The sequence below is a fragment of the Nitrosococcus wardiae genome (genome assembly GCF_004421105.1).
Taxonomy (GTDB): domain Bacteria; phylum Pseudomonadota; class Gammaproteobacteria; order Nitrosococcales; family Nitrosococcaceae; genus Nitrosococcus; species Nitrosococcus wardiae.
This window is the reverse complement of sequence record NZ_CP038033.1, coordinates 432,951-452,590: the sequence shown is the minus strand read 5'-3', so window position 1 is coordinate 452,590 and position 19,640 is coordinate 432,951. Positions and strand designations below refer to the sequence as shown.

20 protein-coding genes and 1 pseudogene are annotated in these 19,640 nt (G+C 50.7%); 19 read left to right on the top strand and 2 right to left on the bottom strand.

Going from position 1 to position 19,640, the window contains the following annotated elements:
• The first annotated feature begins 222 nt into the window (after positions 1-222).
• The 6 genes and pseudogenes from E3U44_RS02260 to E3U44_RS02235 form a co-directional block, all read left to right on the top strand.
• Positions 223-1,524, top strand: coding sequence for an alginate export family protein (locus tag E3U44_RS02260; protein WP_134356467.1), 1,302 nt, complete (start codon positions 223-225; stop codon positions 1,522-1,524).
• 323 nt (positions 1,525-1,847) lie between these two features.
• Positions 1,848-2,810 carry an RNA-guided endonuclease TnpB family protein gene (locus E3U44_RS02250; protein ID WP_240761697.1) on the top strand — a complete coding sequence of 321 codons (963 nt, stop codon included), beginning with the start codon at positions 1,848-1,850 and terminating at the stop codon, positions 2,808-2,810.
• Between the two features lie 165 nt (positions 2,811-2,975).
• Positions 2,976-3,401, top strand: a complete 426-nt coding sequence (locus E3U44_RS02245; protein WP_134356466.1) for a hypothetical protein — start codon at positions 2,976-2,978, stop codon at positions 3,399-3,401.
• A gap of 345 nt (positions 3,402-3,746) precedes the next feature.
• On the top strand, positions 3,747-4,334 hold the full coding sequence (locus E3U44_RS02240; protein WP_166804984.1) for a reverse transcriptase domain-containing protein: 588 nt from the start codon (positions 3,747-3,749) through the stop codon (positions 4,332-4,334).
• A gap of 242 nt (positions 4,335-4,576) precedes the next feature.
• Complete coding sequence (locus E3U44_RS20525) at positions 4,577-4,804, top strand: HNH endonuclease (protein ID WP_420812612.1); 228 nt, start codon at positions 4,577-4,579, stop codon at positions 4,802-4,804.
• A gap of 74 nt (positions 4,805-4,878) precedes the next feature.
• Positions 4,879-5,097: pseudogene (locus E3U44_RS02235) on the top strand (zinc ribbon domain-containing protein); the annotation flags it as partial.
• Between the two features lie 74 nt (positions 5,098-5,171).
• Here the strand turns inward: E3U44_RS02235 and E3U44_RS02230 are convergent.
• Positions 5,172-5,633: a pentapeptide repeat-containing protein gene (locus E3U44_RS02230; protein WP_134356464.1), complete on the bottom strand. Its 462-nt coding sequence runs from the start codon at positions 5,631-5,633 to the stop codon at positions 5,172-5,174.
• A gap of 179 nt (positions 5,634-5,812) precedes the next feature.
• Positions 5,813-6,457 carry a Crp/Fnr family transcriptional regulator gene (locus tag E3U44_RS02225; RefSeq protein ID WP_134356463.1) on the bottom strand — a complete coding sequence of 215 codons (645 nt, stop codon included), beginning with the start codon at positions 6,455-6,457 and terminating at the stop codon, positions 5,813-5,815.
• Between the two features lie 322 nt (positions 6,458-6,779).
• Here E3U44_RS02225 and E3U44_RS02220 point away from each other — a divergent pair, with 322 nt between their 5' ends.
• The 13 genes from E3U44_RS02220 (at position 6,780) to E3U44_RS02170 (ending at position 19,619) form a co-directional block, all read left to right on the top strand.
• Entirely contained in the window at positions 6,780-7,628 is an 849-nt protein-coding gene (locus E3U44_RS02220; protein ID WP_134356462.1) for a TIGR02587 family membrane protein, read from the top strand.
• A gap of 17 nt (positions 7,629-7,645) precedes the next feature.
• Positions 7,646-8,056, top strand: a complete 411-nt coding sequence (locus E3U44_RS02215) for a hypothetical protein (RefSeq protein ID WP_134356461.1) — start codon at positions 7,646-7,648, stop codon at positions 8,054-8,056.
• 175 nt (positions 8,057-8,231) lie between these two features.
• The gene (locus tag E3U44_RS19525) at positions 8,232-8,588 is read left to right on the top strand and encodes a hypothetical protein (RefSeq protein WP_206054872.1); all 357 of its coding nucleotides are present in this window, start codon (positions 8,232-8,234) and stop codon (positions 8,586-8,588) included.
• Complete coding sequence (locus E3U44_RS19520; protein WP_206054871.1) at positions 8,581-9,108, top strand: sterol desaturase family protein; 528 nt, start codon at positions 8,581-8,583, stop codon at positions 9,106-9,108. Before E3U44_RS19525 ends, E3U44_RS19520 begins: the two co-directional genes overlap by 8 nt.
• Entirely contained in the window at positions 9,105-9,278 is a 174-nt protein-coding gene (locus E3U44_RS19175) for a hypothetical protein (protein WP_166804983.1), read from the top strand. Before E3U44_RS19520 ends, E3U44_RS19175 begins: the two co-directional genes overlap by 4 nt.
• Positions 9,279-9,375: 97 nt before the next feature.
• A complete protein-coding gene (locus E3U44_RS02205; protein WP_134356460.1) occupies positions 9,376-9,651 on the top strand; it encodes a hypothetical protein in 276 nt (91 codons plus the stop codon).
• A gap of 499 nt (positions 9,652-10,150) precedes the next feature.
• Positions 10,151-12,205 carry a SpoIIE family protein phosphatase gene (locus E3U44_RS02200; protein WP_134356459.1) on the top strand — a complete coding sequence of 685 codons (2,055 nt, stop codon included), beginning with the start codon at positions 10,151-10,153 and terminating at the stop codon, positions 12,203-12,205.
• A 135-nt stretch (positions 12,206-12,340) separates the two neighbouring features.
• The gene (gene prlC, locus E3U44_RS02195) at positions 12,341-14,380 is read left to right on the top strand and encodes an oligopeptidase A (RefSeq protein WP_134356458.1); all 2,040 of its coding nucleotides are present in this window, start codon (positions 12,341-12,343) and stop codon (positions 14,378-14,380) included.
• Positions 14,381-14,388: 8 nt separating this feature from the next.
• The gene (gene xth, locus E3U44_RS02190; RefSeq protein WP_134359634.1) at positions 14,389-15,153 is read left to right on the top strand and encodes an exodeoxyribonuclease III; all 765 of its coding nucleotides are present in this window, start codon (positions 14,389-14,391) and stop codon (positions 15,151-15,153) included.
• A 98-nt stretch (positions 15,154-15,251) separates the two neighbouring features.
• Positions 15,252-17,015 carry a tetratricopeptide repeat protein gene (locus E3U44_RS02185; RefSeq protein WP_240761696.1) on the top strand — a complete coding sequence of 588 codons (1,764 nt, stop codon included), beginning with the start codon at positions 15,252-15,254 and terminating at the stop codon, positions 17,013-17,015.
• A 40-nt stretch (positions 17,016-17,055) separates the two neighbouring features.
• The gene (gene ubiD / locus E3U44_RS02180) at positions 17,056-18,519 is read left to right on the top strand and encodes a 4-hydroxy-3-polyprenylbenzoate decarboxylase (protein ID WP_134356456.1); all 1,464 of its coding nucleotides are present in this window, start codon (positions 17,056-17,058) and stop codon (positions 18,517-18,519) included.
• Positions 18,520-18,598: 79 nt separating this feature from the next.
• A complete protein-coding gene (locus E3U44_RS02175; protein ID WP_134356455.1) occupies positions 18,599-19,192 on the top strand; it encodes a CDP-alcohol phosphatidyltransferase family protein in 594 nt (197 codons plus the stop codon).
• Between the two features lie 142 nt (positions 19,193-19,334).
• Complete coding sequence (locus tag E3U44_RS02170; RefSeq protein WP_134356454.1) at positions 19,335-19,619, top strand: PilZ domain-containing protein; 285 nt, start codon at positions 19,335-19,337, stop codon at positions 19,617-19,619.
• Positions 19,620-19,640 lie beyond the last annotated feature (21 nt).

The following is a 19,640-nucleotide window of genomic DNA, read 5'->3' as shown; positions in this document are numbered from 1 at the left end:
TTGCAGAAGGCTAATTCAATTAACTACCCCCCTTAGTCTCTAGATTAGCACCATGGCCCTTGGGGATATGTTGATTCCAAGGGATGCGAGGGGCAGACTCTAGTGTTTATTCTTGTTAGGCCAAACACAGCTTCAGATTAGACAAAATAAGTAAATATACCCATTAATTCAACATTGTTTTATTTCTATTTCCTGGAAAACTTTTCAATAACGAATAGAAAAATGAAGCTACTGAAAAATTTATATTCATACTCTTTTATTCAAGCTTTGATGTTTATTGTCGCCACGGCAAGTTTCATTAGCCCTACTCCAGTCTATGGGGAAGATAGCCTATGGCAAGCCCTTATTGGGGGTAAGCCTACTCTCTATCTCCGTTACCGTTTCGAGCATGTGGATGATGAAACTAAAAATAAAGACGCCAATGCCAATACACTGCGGACGGCCTTGGGGTACCGTACGGGATTGTTCTATGATTTTGGTGCTTATCTTGAACTTGAAGATGTCAGGCATTTAGGGGGGGATGACTTCTTGGACGGTGTCAACGGTAAAACCCAATTCCCCGCAGTGATTGATCCTGAAGATACCGAAATTAACCAAGCCTACCTCAGTTATCAGGGGCTCGATAAAACCGTCTTCAGGGCAGGCCGCCAGATCATTACCTACCGCAAGGCACCTCTGCACCGTTTTATTGGCACTGTTTTATGGCGGCAGAATTGGCAGACTTTTGATGCTTTTTCAGTGGCGAATCAATCTCTGCCCGAGACGACTTTAAGTTACGCTTTCATCTGGAACAGCAACCGAATCTTCGGCGAAGACAATCCTCTCCGAGGCGACATTGAAATGAATACCCATCTTTTTAATGCCCAATATAGGGGGTTGGCTAACACTAAGCTGGAGGCTTATGGTTATCTAATCGGTAACCAAAATGAAGATAAACCAGGAGTAGATTTTGATGAACTCGATTCCACCAAAACCTTTGGCGCTCGAATCTATGGTACGCCGTCGGTGATGGAGGATGTTCGAGTTCTGTATCAAGCTGAGTACGCTAACCAGAGTGACTTTGCCGATGGTCTAGAGACCAATGATGCCGATTATCTCCACTTGCAGTTAGGTGGCAGTTATAAAATGCTGACAGCCAAAGTCGATTACGAACGGTTAAGCGGGGATGGCACTTACGGTTTTCAGACGCAGCTGGCTACTGGCCATGCTTTTCAAGGATGGGCGGATAAATTTGTGAAGACCCCACGTGACGGTATTCGGGATCTCTATTTTACTGTGAGTGCTACTGTCTTTGGCGCCAAATTGATGGCGGTCTATCATGAATTTTGGTCAGATCATCTTGATTATGACTACGGCAGTGAGATTGATTTGCTGGCAACGTATACTTTTAGGAAACACTATACGGTGGGCCTGAAATATGCAGATTACATGGCAGATAATAATGCTCAGAATACCCTCCGTAATGGGGGCAGCCTAGATAAAGACATCTCTAAATTTTGGGCCTTCGTGCAATTACAATTTTAATGGTGAGGGAATTTAGGCTGCTCTCTTTAAACAAAGAACCCCGCCTCAGCGGGGTTCTTTGAAGGAGCACAAGGAAGTGCGACGACCTCCCAGCGAGGGTGCGAAGCGTAGCGGCGCATCGAGCGCGAGGGCTGTATTACTTGCGTTTCGCCATGAATTCGCGTTTCACGGCTTCCCAAAGAAGCGTCTCTATTAGATTGGATAGGGGCCGATTCTGTTGCTTTGCCATTTCTACTAACTTGGCCCTTAGTTCTGGGTCGATTCTCATATTGACGGTTTCTTTCGCCATTGTCGCCTCGCGTGGTTTGTGTTACTATGCAGTTATGGTAACACAACGCGCCTATAAATTCAGGTTTTATCCTACGCCCACGCAAAAGCGGCAATTGACGATTGAATTTGGTCATACCCGCTTTGTATGGAATTGGGCGTTGGAGACCCGAACGAAGGCGTATAAAGAGCATGGCGAGTCGCTGAATAACCTCAACCTCAGTCGCCAATTGACGGAACTTAAAAAGACGGAGTGTTCGTGGCTGAGCGAAGCGACTGCCGGTTGCCATATCCAGAAATTGAGGGACCAGGACACGGCGTTTAAGCATTTCTTTGCCGGTCGGACCAAGTATCCCCGCTTTAAGACGCGCCACCAAGCTCAGTCGGTGCGCTATCAGTTGGACCAACGCCATGTAGAAAAGAATTTCAACGCCAAAAGCCAGCGGTTGAAACTGCCCAAACTTGGTGCGCTGAAGCTGAAATGGTCCCGGCGTATAGGCGGCATCCCCAAAATGGTGACGGTCAGTAAAGACCCGGCTGGCCGTTATTTCGCCAGCATGGCCTGCGAGGTGGAGATTGCCGCGCTGCCTACCCGCAAGAACGCCGTTGGCGTGGATGTGGGGATTAAGGAGGTGGTCATCACTTCCGAGGGGTATAAATCGGGCGCACCTAAGTACACCTATCACTCTGCCCGTCAATTGAGGATGGCGCAGCGTCGATTGAGCAAAAAGAAGAAAGGGTCCAATCGTCGCCGAAAACAACAGCAACGCGTGGCGCGTATCCATGCCCGGATAGCGGATAGCCGCCGGGATTTTCTGCACCAGCAATCCTCGAAGTTGATTAACGAGAACCCAGTGATTTGCCTGGAGGATTTGAATATCAAAGGGATGTTGAGAAATAGTCGCCTGAGTAAAGCCGTTGCGGATTGTGGTCTGTATGAGCTTCGCCGGCAAATGGAGTACAAGGCCCAATGGTATGGCCGGGAAGTGTTGATCGTGCGCCGTGGTGGCGCAATTTAAGGAGCGATGCCAATGCATTAGGATAGCTGGGAAAATCCCTGCACACCAGGCTTACCGGTGGGAGGCAACCCCTCCCTGAAACCCCGAAAGGGGAACGGGACCATAGCATGCCGGGAAAAGGCCCAAATAACTGAAGTCACTGTAAGTTAAGAGGGTCAGTGCAAGATGAGTATGGTGAAAGCTACACTGCCTGAACTCCAGTTCTCAGGGCTTTATCCTCGGTGGCAACGTAGCAGTGTCTGGCGCGTTGCACCGCGGCTGAAGGGAAGGGTGCGATCAGACCTTCCCGGCCCAGCCAACGCGGCCTGCCTCCCGTCGGGAGGATTAAAGGAACGAACGGAGCATCTCACCTCATCGTATCTCCTAAATGGCGTAAACACGGGATCGCCTGCCCGGATGAGCCTGGCTCAATCCGAATGGCGACAGAGTCACCCTAGTAGCCAAACGCCTGGAGTAATATCCAGGACAGCAGCCATAAGGCTGACGGGGACGGGTGAAACCGAACCGGCAACGGAACGGGGAATCTTCGATAACCGGGTGAAGGGTGACAGAACCTGCGGTATTCAATCACTAACGGAGTGGACGTGCTGATGCTATCCATGACTCTAGAAAAGCGAATGAATGCCATTCCAAACCTGTCCACACAGGGGAAAAGGATTAACGGACTGTTTCGGCTCCTATGCGAAATGCCGCTATGGGAACGCGCCTACGAAAACGTTGCCTCCAATGCGGGGGCAACAACTCGGGGCGTCATCCAGGACACCCTGCACGGTTTTTCACTGGGCACGGTGGAACGGATCATTGCACAGTTGCGAAACGGGACGTCTGTCTTCAATCCTGTCAGACGGGTACACATCCCGAAAGCCAACGGGAAAACCAGACCGCTGGGAATCCCGACGGCGGCAGAATCCGCCCTATGTGTCCCTGCGTCAGAAAATGTACCAACTCAGAAAGAAAGCCGACAAGCTGGCTGAGGAAGGGAAACCGGACGAAGCCCGCCGGTGTGTGGAGGAAGTCAAAGCCCTCCAGCGCCAACGCTCGGAACTCCCCTACGGTGACCCACTGGACCCCAATTATCGGCGACTGAACTATGTGCGGTATGCCGATGACTTTCTGGTGGGCATCATCGGAGCAAAGGCGGATGCTGAACAGGTAATGCAACGGATCAAGACATTCCTTGACCGGGAGTTGAAACTGGAAGCATCGCCGGAGAAAAGCACACTGAGCAAGGCCACGAACGGAACGCGGTTTCTTGGCTACGAAGTCCGCACCAGCGGCACCGCCACCAAGGAACACAGGGTTAATCTGAACGGGCAGAGAGTGAAAAGCCGGATCACCTCCGATGCGGTACGGCTCAACGTCCCGAAGGACAGACTGTTTACGTTCGCGGACAGGTGCGGATATGGAAACCTCGACACCCTCAAAGCGAAGCATCGGAAGTACCTGATCGATAGCTCGGACTTCGAGATGGTACTGGCCTACAATGCGGAAATGCGGGGGCTACAAGCTTGCGCCACTCGTTAAATACCAACTGAGAAAACTGCTCCTGTTAGGGACCACCAGCTTACTCAAGACCTTGGCGATTAAGCACAAGTCGTCCGTACAAAAACAGGCTAATAGACTGAGAATCGCACCGGGAAAATTAGTTGTCCAAGCAATGGTAAACGGGACCGTGCGGCGACTGGAAGTCTTTAACATTAAGGACGTACAGACGTTGCCCCGCTTCACCAAGGGCCCTCCAGCTCACCGCTACGAGGTCTGATGTCATTGATCGGCTGAAAGCGCAACAGTGCGAACGCTGCGGTAACACCAGCGAGCCCTGCGAGGTCCACCACGTTCGGCACCTTAAGGACCGACAAGGAACCCCGCTATGGCAGCAAGTAAAGGCGGCCAGACTGCGGAAACGCATCGTGCTCTGCCACACTTGCCCTGCACAGACACACGCCCAAAGCCAGCGGACAACACGGAACACGCAGGTTCGGAGAGCCGGATGATGGGAAACTATCACGTCCGGTTCGGAGGGAGGGGGAGCCGTATTCCCACGCGGATGCGAGCCCCCCTACCCTATGTGGACCGATGGGCGCCCACCAGTAAAACGTGCTCTGAGTGCGGGACTATTCAAGAGTCCATGCCGCTCAAAATCCGTGAGTGGGAATGCCCGGACTGTGGAACGGAACACGATAGGGATATCAATGCAGCCATCAATGTTTTGATGTTGGGTACGGCGGGGAGCGCCGGAACCGATAAAGCGCGTGGAGCGGTAAAGACCCCACGGGCCGTGGCCTAGCCACCGCCCAAGGACCGCGAGGAAACGCGAATTCTCCAGGCTGACAAGGTGAGGAGGGACCGAACCGCAGTCAGTCATGGCGAAACTCCAAGGGCGTTATTGAGATTAGCATTGTCTAGGTTGGCACCGCGGAGGTTGGTCTGATAAAGGTTCGCATAGGATAAGTCGGTCCATTCTAGGTTGGCAGCGGATAGATCGGCGCCCTGAAGATCAGCCGCCTGTAATTTACAACTGTTGAGATCCGCTCCCCGAAGCCTAGCATTGGTCAGGTTCGCTTCTTTTAGGCTGGCAAGAATGAGGGTGCATCCTTGAAGGTCAGCATTTTCTAGGTTGGCCCCCTCTAGGCAGGCCAAGGTAAGATTGGCTCGCTGGAGATTAACGCCTTTCAGATTAGCCCCCCGAAGGATAACCCCATCAAGGTGGGCTTGTTGACCTTCTTTTCCCTCTGATCGTAGCCACTGTTGATGGGCGGCAAGGATATTCTTGAATTCATTCTCATGCAGATGGAGGGACTCTTCGTTAGATGATGTCAGCATTGTCCTGGTGTTTGACAGTTTTAGGTTGGAAATCAATAGGGTTTTATAATGCTCATCTCGGAGAGATTAAGTGCTTTCTATTTTAATAGAATTAATTTTTCTTCCAAGTCGGCGGGTAAGCCATGCAATATTTTTCCCGATGCTGTTCTTGCTTGCCTAGCCCTGGGTGATGGTAAAGATTACCAGGCAGACGGTAAGTTTCGGGGGATAACAATGGTTTTGGGGGTGACTTCAATATAACCTCCAGTGGCAAGATCTCCCATGATCCGGCTAACCATTTCCCGGGAAGCCCCTACTCTTTGGGCAATTTCCTGATGGGTGGGGCGCTCTTCGATGACAAGTTTACCTTCTTTTTCGATGGCAAGGTCTAGAAGGGTGCGGGCAACCCGGCCATAGACATCCAGTAATGCTAAGTTCCTAACACTGTCGGTGAGAGAGCGAATTCGGTGGGTTAAAGTACAAAGGAGCTTGAGCGCGAAATCAGGGTGTTCTTTAAGGCAGCGGCTAAATACCGCTTTTGAGACCACCGATAGGCGGGATTTTTCAAGGGTCATTACAGAAGCTGAGCGAGGTCTCTCATCAAGCAGCGCTAATTCGCCAAAGTATTCTCCCTCTTTCTGGGTCCGGAGAATGGCTTCCTTGCCATTTTCATCACTGACATAAACCTTTACCTTACCGTTCAGGATGATATAAAGCGAGTCGCTGAGATCTCCTTCGTGAATCAAAATTGTATGCTTTGGGTAACTTCTTGTGACTCCGCAACTGCAAAGCAACTCCAGGTCTTCTGGAGAAAATTCTAAGGAGGATAATGTATTTAAGGGCATTGAATGTCATCCTAATAGGGGTGTCCCTCTCGCCATAGTTCAAGGGGAAATATTCCTTATAATTAGATTACTGTACAAAATTATAAGCAATGATCCGGACTTTTGGGGAAAGTCGTAGTATGACTTCCTTGTTCCTCCATATTCATTAATATTGTGAGTATGTTGTGGGAAGTAGTGATAGGATTTTTATCCTCAGTAGGTCAAAAGTTTAAACAATCAACAAAATCCCAAAATGAGGCCACGCAGTGCACGACAGCGCTGCCGAGCAGCTAGTTCATGCAATCTGGCCTTTTTTACGTCCGTAGGTTAAGCGAAAGAAAGCATGCCAAAAAGCGGATATAATCAACGGCGCGGCCACACCCGTGAAAGGGCGTTTTGGGTTGGAATTGCGCGTGCTTTTGCCGGCGCCGTTATCTTTTCCCTGCCCATGCTGATGACCATGGAGATGTGGTATCTTGGCTTCTACATAAGCCCTTTGCGGCTTGCAGTGCTAACAGCCATAAATGCGCTGCTGCTTGTTGGCCTGGCGCGCTACTGGGGGTTCAAGCGCAGTATCGGATGGTTTGATACGATTATCGACGCCTTTGTTGGCTACGCCATTGGGTTTGTCGCAGGTGCGTTTTTTCTTCCCCTCTTCGGCGTGGTCGAAATCGGTATGAGTATGGATGAAATCATCGGCAAGATCTCGCTGCAAGCCGTTCCAGCCAGCATCGGTGCGCTACTTGCGCGCAGTCAGCTTGGAAAAGGAGAAGTGTGGGAGGATAATATACCGCCCACGTTACACTATCTGCGCGAGTTGTTCATCATGTTGGTAGGGGCCATTTTTCTTTCTTTCAATTTGGCGCCCACCGAAGAAATAGTGCTGATCTCCTACAAGATCACGCCTCCGATTGCGCTGCTGCTGGTTGTGGTCTCCATCATTACCATGCATGCTTTTGTGTATGGGGTGGGGTTCCGCGGTCAGGAGGAAATACTAGAAGAGGCAGGTTTCTTTAGAGCCTTTCTGTATTTTTCTGTGGCCGGATACGCTCTAGTGCTGCTTGGTAGTCTTTACACCCTGTGGACTTTCGGCCGACTGGACGGTGGCTCGTTGTATAACATGGTGCTTTCAATGACCGTACTAGGACTGCCCGGTGCGATTGGCGCGGCGGCCGCACGGCTGATTCTGTAACCCAATGAAGGCACAATATGCAGAAACAGCAGAATTACACCAAAGGAAAAACGCCGTTACCCGAAAAGATGATTGGAGGTGCCGGTCTATTGCTGCTAATCATGGTGATTGGATATCTCATCGACTTGGCGCTTCAGCCTGGCGGTCCGCCGGAACTGCGAATCAGGCAGCTGTTCACCATCGTGCAGGATAATGCGTACCTTGTGGAAATCGAGGTATATAATGCAGGCAGGGAAACTGCTAAAGACGCTATCATTGAAGGTCAGCTACTGCCTTCCGGCGTTTCCACCGGCACGCCGGTGGAAACCAGTGAGACCACCTTCGATTACGTGCCTCCTAGCTCGAGTCGCAGGGGCGGGTTAATCTTTCATCACAGTCCTGCTGATTATAAACTACTGCTGCGGGCCAAAAGCTATATTCGGCTGTAAGATATTGTTTACGCTACCTTGCCAGGGTAGGTAAATAACCAGGGCTTGTGGAACTCCGATCTCCCTGGGGGGTCTTATCGGTATTCCTTAACAGAGCTTATCCTTACATTCCTAAGCGTGCCAATCTCTAGGCATTGCGGGTCGTAAGGCTGCTGTCAGCGCGAGGAGGTGGACAGTGACGGCCTCAGCGACTTCCCTAAAGCCGGTAAATACCCCCATTGAGGGCGGCGAGCCCTTGACAACTCTGTTTTCTTCATTTGGCATCGAAGATGTTCTGATGATGGCAGTCTTTGGTGTATTTTTTTTACTCTTGATAATGGAAATCTTGCATCCCTATAGGCGATTTACGAAAAAAATAACCAGGGATTCTTTGGCGACAAATACTACCGTATTTCTGTTCAACGATGTGATTTTAACCCTCGTCTCCATATCATCATTATTTTTGATTGCACAACAATATTCACACCTAGGCCTGTTAAGTGGTCTCGATAACGGTGTTTTTAAATGGGTGGTGTCTTTACCTATTGTTTGATCTTGCACTCTATGGATGGCATGTTGCCAGCCATCGTTTTGAGTTTTTATGGCGATTCCACAAAATTCACCATAGTGATAAAAGCCTTAATGTCAGCACCGGGTTTCGTTTCCATGTGTTTGATCTATGTTTAGAAGTAATTTACAAGTGTCTTTTTGTCGTAGTGGTAGGAGTTAATGCTTATGTGGTCCTAGTTTGTGATCTCAGTAAAACGCTCTTTGTTCTATTTCATCATAGCAATCTATCGTTTAAAGGCGAAAAGTGGCTGTCAAAAATTATTATTGTGCCCACTCTTCATCGGGTTCATCACTCAACTTTGAGAAGCGAGCACGACAGTAATTATGGTATCGTTTTATCTATATGGGATCGTTTGTTTGGTACCCGTAAGGAGTTAGTTCCAAAGAAAATTGGATTGGAGTTAGTCCAAGCGGATAACTTAGTCCAACTCTTTTGCCTTGCTTTTCTTACAGAGCGCCGCATAGCAAGGATTTTCCATATGGTTCCAAAAGGTAAGCGTTGACTACACATACTATTCATCTAGAGGGAACGATGTTGGGGTCGACGCGACCAGACCGTCGGCGGCAAGGGTGGACCGGGACCGTGGGCCCGCTGGACCTACGCAGACTGGTGAACGCCAGGCAGGAAAGCCTGGCGTGGCAAGCCGGCGTTGAGCTTCCAGGGATGGATTGAGAGTGGGTCGGGTCACGTTGACCCCAAACGCCTCAGTCTCATTTAAACGGGAAATGCTATAACTGTTGTAAATAGGATAAGACCTCGGAGCAACTAGATGGTTTTAAGCACTATCGATTTTGTCAAAGCTCGGGATACAGTAGCCGAATTGTTGGATGAGTTGGCATTAGAGGCCTATTTATTCGAGGTGGAACCACGGAATAGCCACTGGGAAGTCAAAGTGGAATGTGCCATTAAAGAAGGTTGGGAAATGGTAACCCTCTCTATTCCTAAAGAAGTGCTGTTGGCTAGCGCTGATGATAAGGTTATTCGTCAGCAAGTACTGGAGGAGTGGCAAGTGAGATTGGCTGCTTGTAAGATTCAGGCTTCCTAGTGCCGTGATCTTTTTCCTTGGTGATGTGCGCCCTTCCTGGCGCATCAATTACTGCACTCAATCCACACTCTACCCCTAATTATGAAAAGTAGGGTTGCTCAGTACTATCCAGGGTCTTGAAAGGCCAAGATTTTCCCTTGACTCCTCTTTTCAACCAGGGGCAGCCTGGTTCCTCCCTTGCCTTGCTCAGACTCCCATAAGGAGTTACCCTTTACCCGTTTTGTCTATTTTCCTTATCTTAAGGTCAGGCATTCGGGTGCCTATTAATGAGGTCTTAGGGCATAAATACGGCGAATTTACCATTTACTAGTATTTAAGTAAGTCTTCTAGGCTATTTTGAGCAAGTCGTTTTCCGTAGGGCAATCTTTTGGGGTGCGAGCACGGAGGGCAACAGAGTCGCCGACCTTATACCCGTATTCGGTTTTTCCCCAGAGGTAGGCGAACCGGATGCCACTGTCGCTTCCGCGTCGGTTGAGCAATTCGAGCGGTGTCTATTGGAATGAATGAACGAGAAGTTGATCCTATCCGTACCGAATCGGATGCAGAGCATAAGTTGGCGAGAGGAAGGCCTACTGAGCAGGCGTTGCGCCAGCGGTTTGCCAATCTGGAAGAGCGCCTAGCCCAGCAATCGGCCAAACTAGAGGCCATTAAGGCGGCTCTTAAGGAAAGTGAAGAGCGCTTTAATCAGATCGCCGCCATGACAGGGGAATGGATTTGGGAGCAGGATGCCGAGGGGCGCTATACTTATTGTAGCGCCAGTGTCAATGTCATCTTGGGTTATCCGTGGCGGGAGTTGATTGGGCGGTTTTACGGCGAATTCGTGCCCTCGGAAGATCAGCAGGCGCTACGTTTGAAATTGCGCAAAGGTGCCGAGACGGAAGAAGGTTTCCAGCATCTCATTCGTCGTTATCAGCACCGGAATGGGCATCTTATTTTCACCGAGTCAACGGCTGTACCCATTTTTGATGACCAACACCAATTGCTCAAATGGCGCGGTATTGATCGAGATATTACTGCGACTCGGCAGGCTGACGAACTGGTATTCAAACTTTCCCGAGCACTAGAGCAAAGCCCTAACGCCATCTTGATTAGTGATCTTGATGGCAATATCGAATACGTGAATCCTGCCTTTACGCGGTTGACCGGTTATAAGCCTGAGGAAGTGATTGGCAAAAACCCCCGCCTTTTGCAATCTGGAAAGACCTCCCTTGAGCAATATCGACGGCTTTGGGACACCATTACTGCTGGTCGTGAATGGCGGGATGAAATCCAGGATAGAAAAAAAAATGGGGAGCTTTATTGGGCTTTGGAGAGCATTGCGCCGATCCGAAATGCCGCAAGCAACCCTACCCATTTCTTGGCTATCCAGCAAGACATTACTGAGCGGAAACGGGTCGAGGCTGCCTTGCGGGAGAGTGAGGCCCAGACCCGGCTGATTATCCAGAACGCTTTGGATGCCATTATCCTGATGGATGCCGATGAGTTAATCACCGATTGGAATCCCCAGGCTGAAAAAATATTTGGCTGGAATCGCAACGAAGTGCTGGGGTCGTCGTTGGCGGACACCATCATTCCTCCCCGTTATCGGCAAGCCCATCGGCAGGGGCTGCAGCGGTTTCTAAAGACAGGGGAGGGGCCGGTGCTGAGCAAGCGGCTTGAATTAAGCGCATTACACCGGGATGGCAATGAATTCCCGGTTGAGCTTACCGTGTCACCTCTAAAGGTAGGGGAGAGCTATGTATTCAGCGGCTTCCTGCGTGATCTTACTCAGCGCAAAGAAGCGGAGGAGGCCATTCGGCGGGCACGCGTCAAGCTGGCAGTCTCCCGTAATGAAATGCGGATTGCTCAGCAGATTCAAGAATCATTATTCCCTCCCGCCCCCTTGATATTGCCGACAGTGGAAATTAGAGGCTATTGCCTCCCTGCCACTCATGTGGGTGGGGATTACTTTGATTACTTTCAGTGGCAGGATGAGGCTGTCGATATTGTCATTGCGGATGTTTCGGGGCATTCCGTGGGGCCGGCCTTACTGATGGCGGAGACACGTAGCGCTCTAAAAGCGCAATTTCATTTGCATAGAACAGTAGCGGATACTCTGTCGGGGCTCAATGAGGCCCTCTATGAAGATTTGGACCGCTCTGATCATTTCATCACCATGGGTTATCTGCGCTACGATACGGCGACAGGTCAGTTAGCCTATGCCAATGCGGGCCATATTCCGCCCTTGCTATTTCGCCAAGGACAGCCTTGTCGGCAACTGGATGCGGATGGGCTGGTGCTTGGTGTAAAACTAGACGTGATTTTCGAGGAACGTTTAGTGAATTTGCAGCGGGGGGATATGATTTTCCTTTACACCGATGGCATCATCGAAACCGAAAATCAAAAAGGCGAATGTTTCGGGATTGATCGCCTTTGTGATTTGCTCAATCAGCATCATCAAATGGGATCGGAACCTCAGGAGATTATCACCACCATTATTGAGCGGTTGCAGGCTTTTTGTCACAGAAAAACCTTTGAGGACGATGTCACCATGGTGGTGGTGAAAATATTGTAGGCAGTCATTCTTACCAGGGTCTCCGTTTGGTAAGATTTAGAAAATAAGTACCTATGAATAAAACATGAGGTGTTTTAGGAGTACTTCAAAACTTTTACTGAGATACTTAAATTTAGCTTTTATATTGGGATTAAAATGAGTAATCCACTCCTTGAATTTACAGGCCGACCTCCATTTTCGAAGATTCAGCCTGCCCATGTGGAACCTGCGATTGACAGTTTGCTGGCAGAGGGGCGGGCTTTAGTTGAGCAGCTACTTGCTAGCCATACCGAGTATACCTGGACTACTTTAGTCCAGCCATTGGAAGAAATGCAGGAGCGCCTTGACCGCGTTTGGTCTCCCGTTTCCCATATGAATGCCGTGGTCAATAGTGATGAGCTGCGGCGGGCCTACAATGCTTGTTTGCCTAAACTCAGTGATTTTACTACCGAACTGGGGCAAAATGAGGAGCTGTATCAGGCTTTTCAGACTATCGCGGAAGGAGGCGAGTATCCGAAACTGGATACTTCCCAGAAAAAGATTATTGCCAATGCCTTGCGTGATTTTCGGCTCTCGGGAGTGACCCTGCCACCGGAAAAAAAGGCTCGCTTCAAAACCATCCAGCAGCGGTTAGCCAGTTTGACCGCCAAATTTGAGGAAAACCTGCTGGATGCGACCCAGGCTTGGCGTAAACACCTTACGGATGAAGCAGCACTAGCAGGATTACCCGAGGGAGCACGGGCCCAATCGCGCCAGGCGGCGGAATATGCCGGTTTAGAGGGTTGGTTGTTGACCTTGGAAGCGCCCTCCTATATTGCCGTCACGACCTATGCCGACGATCGGGATCTGCGGGAAGAAATATACACTGCTTTTGTCACTCGAGCTTCGGATCAGGGTCCTCATGGGGGACGCTGGGATAATACTCAAGTGATGGAAGAAATCTTGGCCTTGCGTCATGAAGCGGCGCAACTGCTGGGTTTTGCCAATCATGCCGAGCGCTCCCTAGCCACCAAAATGGCCGGAAGTCCTCAACAAGTATTAGATTTTCTCACCGATTTGGCTGCTCGCTCCAAGGGGGTGGCTGAACGTGATTTTGCTGAGATCAAATCCTTTGCCCAGGAACAGTATGGTGTCGAGGATCTCCAGGTTTGGGATGTGGCTTATTATGGAGAAAAATTGCGGCAGCACAAGTACGCCATTTCTCAGGAGGAATTGAAGCCTTATTTCCCCGCCCAGAAGGTGTTGGAAGGGCTATTTACCATCGTGCACCGACTCTATGGCCTAGAGATACAGGAACGAGAAGATGTGGATACTTGGCATCCTGAGGTGCGTTTTTTTGATATTTTCGATGACCATGGCGAACTGCGTGGGCAGTTCTATCTAGACCTCTATGCCCGCAGCAACAAGCGGGGGGGAGCATGGATGGACGATTGCTTGTCCCGCAAACGCCAGGGAAGCCAATTACAAATTCCAGTGGCCTACCTCACCTGTAATTTGACTCCACCGGTGGGCGATAAACCGGCCCTATTCACCCACAGTGAAGTGATCACTCTGTTTCACGAGTTTGGCCATGGACTGCATCACCTGCTCACCAAGGTTGATTATCCCAGTGTGGCAGGGATTAGCGGTGTGCCTTGGGATGCAGTGGAATTGCCTAGCCAGTTCATGGAAAATTGGTGTTGGCAACGAGAGGCGCTAGATTTCATTGCCCGTCATTTTGAAACCAACGAGCCCCTTCCTGAAGAATTATTTGAGCGCATGTTGGCGGCTAAAAATTTCCTTTCAGGGATGATGATGGTGCGCCAGTTAGAGTTTGCCTTGTTTGATTTTCGTTTGCACTTAGAATATGAGCCTGCTAGGGGTGCTCGCATTGATGCGTTGCTGCAAGAGGTACGGGAGCAAGTTGCCGTTGTCCAACCCCCTTCCTTTAACCGTTTTGCCCATAGCTTTAGTCATATCTTCGCGGGTGGCTATGCCGCGGGTTACTATAGCTATAAGTGGGCTGAGGTTCTCTCGGCAGATGCCTTTTCCCGCTTCGAGGAAGAGGGAATTTTTAACCAGCAAGCAGGGCGGGCTTTCATGGCGAGCATCTTAGAGCAAGGGGGGACCCGTGAGCCCTTGGAGTTGTTTGTTGAATTTCGGGGCCGCGAGCCAACCATCGATGCTTTGCTTCGCCATAGCGGTATTGCTGCCTGATGCCTAAGCTGAAAATTGCCACTTGGAATGTCAACTCCCTGCGGGTGCGGCTGCCCCAGGTGGTGGATTGGCTAGAGGTTCACCAGCCAGATATCTTGGCGCTGCAGGAAACAAAACTCAGTGATGAGGAGTTTCCCCAGGAGGCATTTGGGGATAGGGGTTATCGGGCAGTGTATTCTGGCCAGAAAACCTATAATGGAGTTGCTATCCTTTGCCGCCAAGAACCCCAGGATATCGTGACCGACCTCCCTAACTTGGAAGATCCCCAGCGGCGTATTCTGGGGATTCGTTTGGGTGATATTTGCCTGCTGAATCTCTATGTCCCCAACGGCAGTGAAGTGGGATCAGAAAAATATGTCTATAAGTTAGACTGGTTGGCGCGGGTAAAAGACTATTTACAGGAGGCTTTGGCTGAGTATCCTAAGTTTATTGTCTTGGGTGATTTTAATGTGGCCCCAGGGGACGGGGATGTCCATAATCCTGAAATTTGGCACGAGACAATCCTATGTAGTACTCCAGAGCGGGAGGCGCTAAAAAAAATCCTCGATTTAGGGTTTCACGATAGCTTTCGTTTGTTTGGGCAGGAAGGGCAATCCTTTAGTTGGTGGGATTATCGAGGAGGGGCTTTCCGACGTAACTGGGGGCTGCGCATTGATCTAATTTTAATTAGCAAAGCTTTAGTGCCAAAGTGTACAGGGTGCGCTATTGATAAAGAACCCCGTTGTTTACAGCGTCCCTCTGATCATGCCCCTGTCATTGCAACTTTTGCTTAGCGCAACCAGCGCGGTTTCATCTTTAAAAGCCTCTTAGTTATCTTCCCTCTGTGGGTGCTCAAAATCAAAGCGAACTAGGCGCAGAGTTAAAAACCTGGGTGAATCGCCTTTGCCAAAGAAACTTTGGCGGGGCTGGCGAGCTGCTTTGCGAAGCGGCGGAAAGGAAGGCGAAACAACTCGATAAAGTACGCAAGGAACTGGAACAACTTACGGAAGAAGCCGTGAGTAGTTTTCGGCTTGCGGGAGATGCCCACAGCAACAATTATGCTTTTGACCAGGCCTTGGAAGTATATGAGCGGGCATTGGAATATGTATCGAGAGAGCTTACTCCCCATTTATGGGCAGTTGTGGTGACCCAAGTGGGAAAAGCATACTATGAGCTGGGTATTCGAATTGAAGGAGTAGCGCTGCACCATCATTTATCGGCTGCAGTGGAAAGCTACCGGCGGGCATTGGAGGTTCAGACTCAGGGGCATTTGCCCCAGGATTGGGCGCGAACCCAGACCCATTTGGGGACGGCTTTGCGGGAGCAAGGGATCCGGCTAGGGAGGGCGGTGGGGCAGCGGCTGCTAGCGGAGGCAATGGCGGCCTATCGGCGGGCATTGGAGGTTCAGACTCAGGGGCATCTGCCCCAGGATTGGGCCTGGACCCAGACCCATTTGGGGACGGCTTTGCGGGAGCAAGGGGTTTGGCTGGGGAGAGAGGCGGGACAGCGGCTGCTAGCGGAGGCGGTGGCGGCCTATCGGCGGGCATTGGAGGTTCAGACTCAGGGGCATTTGCCCCAGGATTGGGCCTGGACCCAGACCCATTTGGGGACGGCTTTGCGGGAGCAAGGGGTCCGGCTGGAGGGAGAGGCGGGACAGCGGCTGCTAGCGGAGGCGGTGGCGGCCTATCGGCGGGCATTGGAGGTTCAGACTCAGGGGCATTTGCCCCAGGATTGGGCGCGAACCCAGACCCATTTGGGGACGGCTTTGCGGGAGCAAGGGATCCGGCTGGGGGGAGAAGCGGGGCAGCGGCTGCTGGAGGAGGCCATAGCGGCCTACCGGCAGGCATTGGAGGTTCAGACTCAGGGGCATCTGCCCCAGGATTGGGCCTGGACCCAGACCCATTTGGGGACGGCTTTACGGGAGCAAGGGGCCCGGATAGAGGGCAAGGCTGGGCGGCAGCTACTGGAAGAGGCAATCGCTTCTTACCAAGGAGCGTTAGCGGTGCAGACAGCTGAGACTCTTCCCGGGTATTGGACCCAAACTCAATATCATTTAGCCCAGACTTATTTAGCGCTTGAAGCCTGGTCTGAGGCAGCGGCAAGCTTTGTTCAGTTGCTCCAGGTATTTCCCGGTAATGGGGAGGCCTACTACGCGGCCAGTGTGCTCTACCACGAGAAATTGTTTGCTTTTGAAAAGGCTTTTTCCCTTAGCCAGCAATGGCTCTATTCTCATCCTGAAGACCTGGAGGCCCACAGCCAACTCGCGGAACAGTGTTTCACTACCGGTCGTTTTGCCGAGGCCCTTGAGCATTTTGCCAGGCTTTTGGCAAACCCTGAACTTGATCCCCAAATCAAGATTCCGTTGCAGGCTTTTGAGGTTGCGGCACTATTGGGTTTGAATCAAAAGGCGGTGGTTCCACAAAAATTTAAGGATCTATGTGTGGCTATTGCCCACCAGCCTGAAGATTTTTCCCTGGAGTGGACATTTGGAGGTAGCAAATATTTTATCACCCAGGCTGAACAGCTACGGCCTTACCGGGCTTGGCTTTTAGAACTTTTCGCCGCCTTAGAAGAGAAGAACCGAGACGCTATCTTAAGTTGCTTTGGAGAGGATGTAGAGCAGGTTTCAGGTACAGCCCAAAGCCAGCCCTCCTAGGTGATGACCATTTGTCAATTCCCGAGTAGACTCCGCTTCCATGAAATACAAAGACCTGCGTGATTTTATTGCCAAGTTAGAAGCAGAAGGGGAACTGAAGCGGATTGCCGTGGAGGTCGATCCTCACCTGGAGATGACCGAGATCTGCCATCGGGTCCTACATGCTGGGGGGCCGGCCTTGCTATTCGAACGCCCCAAGGGCGTCTCGATGCCGGTGCTTGGCAATTTATTTGGGACCTCGCGGCGGGTGGCCCTGGGCATGGGGGAGGACTCAGTGGCCGCCTTGCGGGAAGTGGGCAAACTCCTTGCTTTTCTTAAGGAGCCCGATCCGCCCCGGGGTATGAAGGAAGCCTGGCGGACTCTACCGATTTTTAAAAAAGTACTGGATATGGCGCCTAAAATCGTGCGTTCTGCCCCTTGCCAAGAGGTAGTCCTTGAAGGTGCTCAGGTGGATTTGGGTCAACTGCCTATCCAGACCTGTTGGCCAGGTGACGCCGCCCCTTTAATTACCTGGGGATTGGTGGTGACTAAAGGGCCCTATAAAGAACGGCAGAATATGGGCATCTATCGCCAGCAGGTCTTAGGTCCTAATCGGGTCATCATGCGCTGGCTGGCTCACCGTGGCGGGGCACTGGATTTTCAAGCATGGCAACAGGCCCGTCCCGGTGAACCTTTTCCGATAGCGGTCGCTTTAGGGGCAGACCCGGCGACTATCCTAGGAGCCGTAACTCCGGTCCCGGATACCTTGTCGGAATACGCCTTTGCAGGATTGTTGCGGGGATCAAGAACCGAACTGACCCGTTGTCTGGGGAGTGAGTTGCAGGTTCCCGCGAGTGCTGAGATTGTGTTAGAAGGGTATTTAAAGCCAGGTGATGAGGCCGATGAAGGTCCATTTGGCGATCATACCGGCTACTACAACGAGGTAGAACGCTTTCCCGTATTTACCATTGAGCGCCTTACCCACCGGCGCCATCCTATTTACCATAGTACCTATACGGGGCGCCCGCCCGATGAGCCTGCTATTTTGGGGGTGGCCTTAAATGAGGTATTTACCCCTATTTTGCAGAAGCAATTCCCGGAGATTGTGGATTTTTATTTGCCCCCCGAAGGTTGTTCTTACCGGCTGGCCGTGGTGACCATGAAGAAGCAATATCCTGGGCATGCGAAGCGAGTTATGTTGGGAGTTTGGTCTTTCCTGCGCCAATTTATGTATACCAAATTTGTGATTGTTACAGACGAGGATATCAACGCCAGGGATTGGAAAGATGTGATCTGGGCTATGACGACCCGCATGGATCCAGCACGAGATTGTGTAATGATTGAAAATACGCCCATTGATTATCTGGATTTTGCCTCCCCCGTTTCGGGCCTTGGTTCCAAGATCGGCTTTGATGCCACCCATAAATGGAAAGGTGAGACTCAGCGTGAATGGGGCCAACCTATTGTCATGGATGAAGCAGTTAAGCAGCGGATTGACGAGATGTGGGATCGCTTAGGCCTCTGACACTTTCCGCTCTTCGGGCGAGGATTCTTGAATCGCTCCAAGAACTTCCTGTTGTTTACAAAATGATCTAAGAAACGTTATGACCAATACTCCGTGGGATGCCCGCCTTGCCGCCTTAATCGTTCGGCCACTTTGTAACAGTTGGGTAACACCTAACCATTTGACAACCTTGCGGTTGGTGACAGGGCTTGGGGCGGCGTTATGTTTTGGGAGCGGTGAATGGCTCAACCTAGCTGCCTGGTTGTGGGTGATGTCTACCTTTCTCGATCATACCGACGGTGAATTGGCGCGCATGAGTGGTAAGCAATCCCGAGGGGGTCATTTCTATGATCTGGCGACAGATGCAGTCGCCACCGTTGGCCTATTCATTGGTATTGGTTGGGGCCTCACCAGTTCCCACTTGGGGGAATGGACTCTCTTGATGGGTGGGGTAGCAGGGATTGCTATTGCTATCATTTTTCATTTTCGTAACGAAATTGAGCAGAGATCCGGCAAGATAGCGACGAAACAACCCAGTTTTGCAGGTTTTGAGCCTGAAGATACCTTATATTTGCTACCGCTGATTATGTGGTTAGATGGTTTAATTCTATTTCTCCTAGCAGCGACCCTGATTACGCCCATCATTGCTATTTTGGTAGGGTGGCAATACTTTGCCCAGCCCAATAAGAATTAGTTTAGGCATGAATTATGCTGGATAGTTTTATTGGAATGACAATCACTATAATAAATTGCAAAGCGTCAGTGGCTTTGGGTTGAATTGCGGTAGGTTGATTGTTGGTGCTAAGTGCTTATTGTTCTGGGGGTAAAATCGAATAATGTCATGCTTTCTTAGCAAGAGAATAGAACGTCGCCGAAATCCAAGGAAGCAGGCTGCGGTTAGAGTTTATTTATCCTGGTCAGGACAGCAGCCATGCCGTTGCCGGGTAACGAATCTTAGTGTGACGGGAGCATTTGTCGAAGTCGGACCGTTACGAATTCCTGAAGACGGGATTATCAAATTAGTTTTTGTGCTCCCAGCAGAATCCTTAATTAAGACGCACCATCTATCCGCTATTGTGGTGCACCGCTCTCAAGAGGGAATCGGATTGATGTTTCGGTAATGATTCCTCGTCCCATCTCTG

Excerpts from the sequence above, each read along its gene's own strand:
- prlC (WP_134356458.1), top strand. The coding sequence starts at position 12,341 with ATGAGTAATCCACTCCTTGAATTTACAGGCCGACCTCCATTTTCGAAG.
- E3U44_RS02240 (WP_166804984.1), top strand. The coding sequence starts at position 3,747 with ATGTACCAACTCAGAAAGAAAGCCGACAAGCTGGCTGAGGAAGGGAAA.
- E3U44_RS02245 (WP_134356466.1), top strand. The coding sequence starts at position 2,976 with ATGAGTATGGTGAAAGCTACACTGCCTGAACTCCAGTTCTCAGGGCTT.
- E3U44_RS02175 (WP_134356455.1), top strand. The coding sequence starts at position 18,599 with ATGACCAATACTCCGTGGGATGCCCGCCTTGCCGCCTTAATCGTTCGG.
- E3U44_RS02220 (WP_134356462.1), top strand. The coding sequence starts at position 6,780 with ATGCCAAAAAGCGGATATAATCAACGGCGCGGCCACACCCGTGAAAGG.
- E3U44_RS02225 (WP_134356463.1), bottom strand. The coding sequence starts at position 6,457 with ATGCCCTTAAATACATTATCCTCCTTAGAATTTTCTCCAGAAGACCTG.
- E3U44_RS02170 (WP_134356454.1), top strand. The coding sequence starts at position 19,335 with ATGTCATGCTTTCTTAGCAAGAGAATAGAACGTCGCCGAAATCCAAGG.
- E3U44_RS02215 (WP_134356461.1), top strand. The coding sequence starts at position 7,646 with ATGCAGAAACAGCAGAATTACACCAAAGGAAAAACGCCGTTACCCGAA.
- E3U44_RS02205 (WP_134356460.1), top strand. The coding sequence starts at position 9,376 with ATGGTTTTAAGCACTATCGATTTTGTCAAAGCTCGGGATACAGTAGCC.
- E3U44_RS02260 (WP_134356467.1), top strand. The coding sequence starts at position 223 with ATGAAGCTACTGAAAAATTTATATTCATACTCTTTTATTCAAGCTTTG.
- E3U44_RS02230 (WP_134356464.1), bottom strand. The coding sequence starts at position 5,633 with ATGCTGACATCATCTAACGAAGAGTCCCTCCATCTGCATGAGAATGAA.
- ubiD (WP_134356456.1), top strand. The coding sequence starts at position 17,056 with ATGAAATACAAAGACCTGCGTGATTTTATTGCCAAGTTAGAAGCAGAA.
- E3U44_RS02200 (WP_134356459.1), top strand. The coding sequence starts at position 10,151 with ATGAATGAACGAGAAGTTGATCCTATCCGTACCGAATCGGATGCAGAG.
- E3U44_RS02250 (WP_240761697.1), top strand. The coding sequence starts at position 1,848 with ATGGTAACACAACGCGCCTATAAATTCAGGTTTTATCCTACGCCCACG.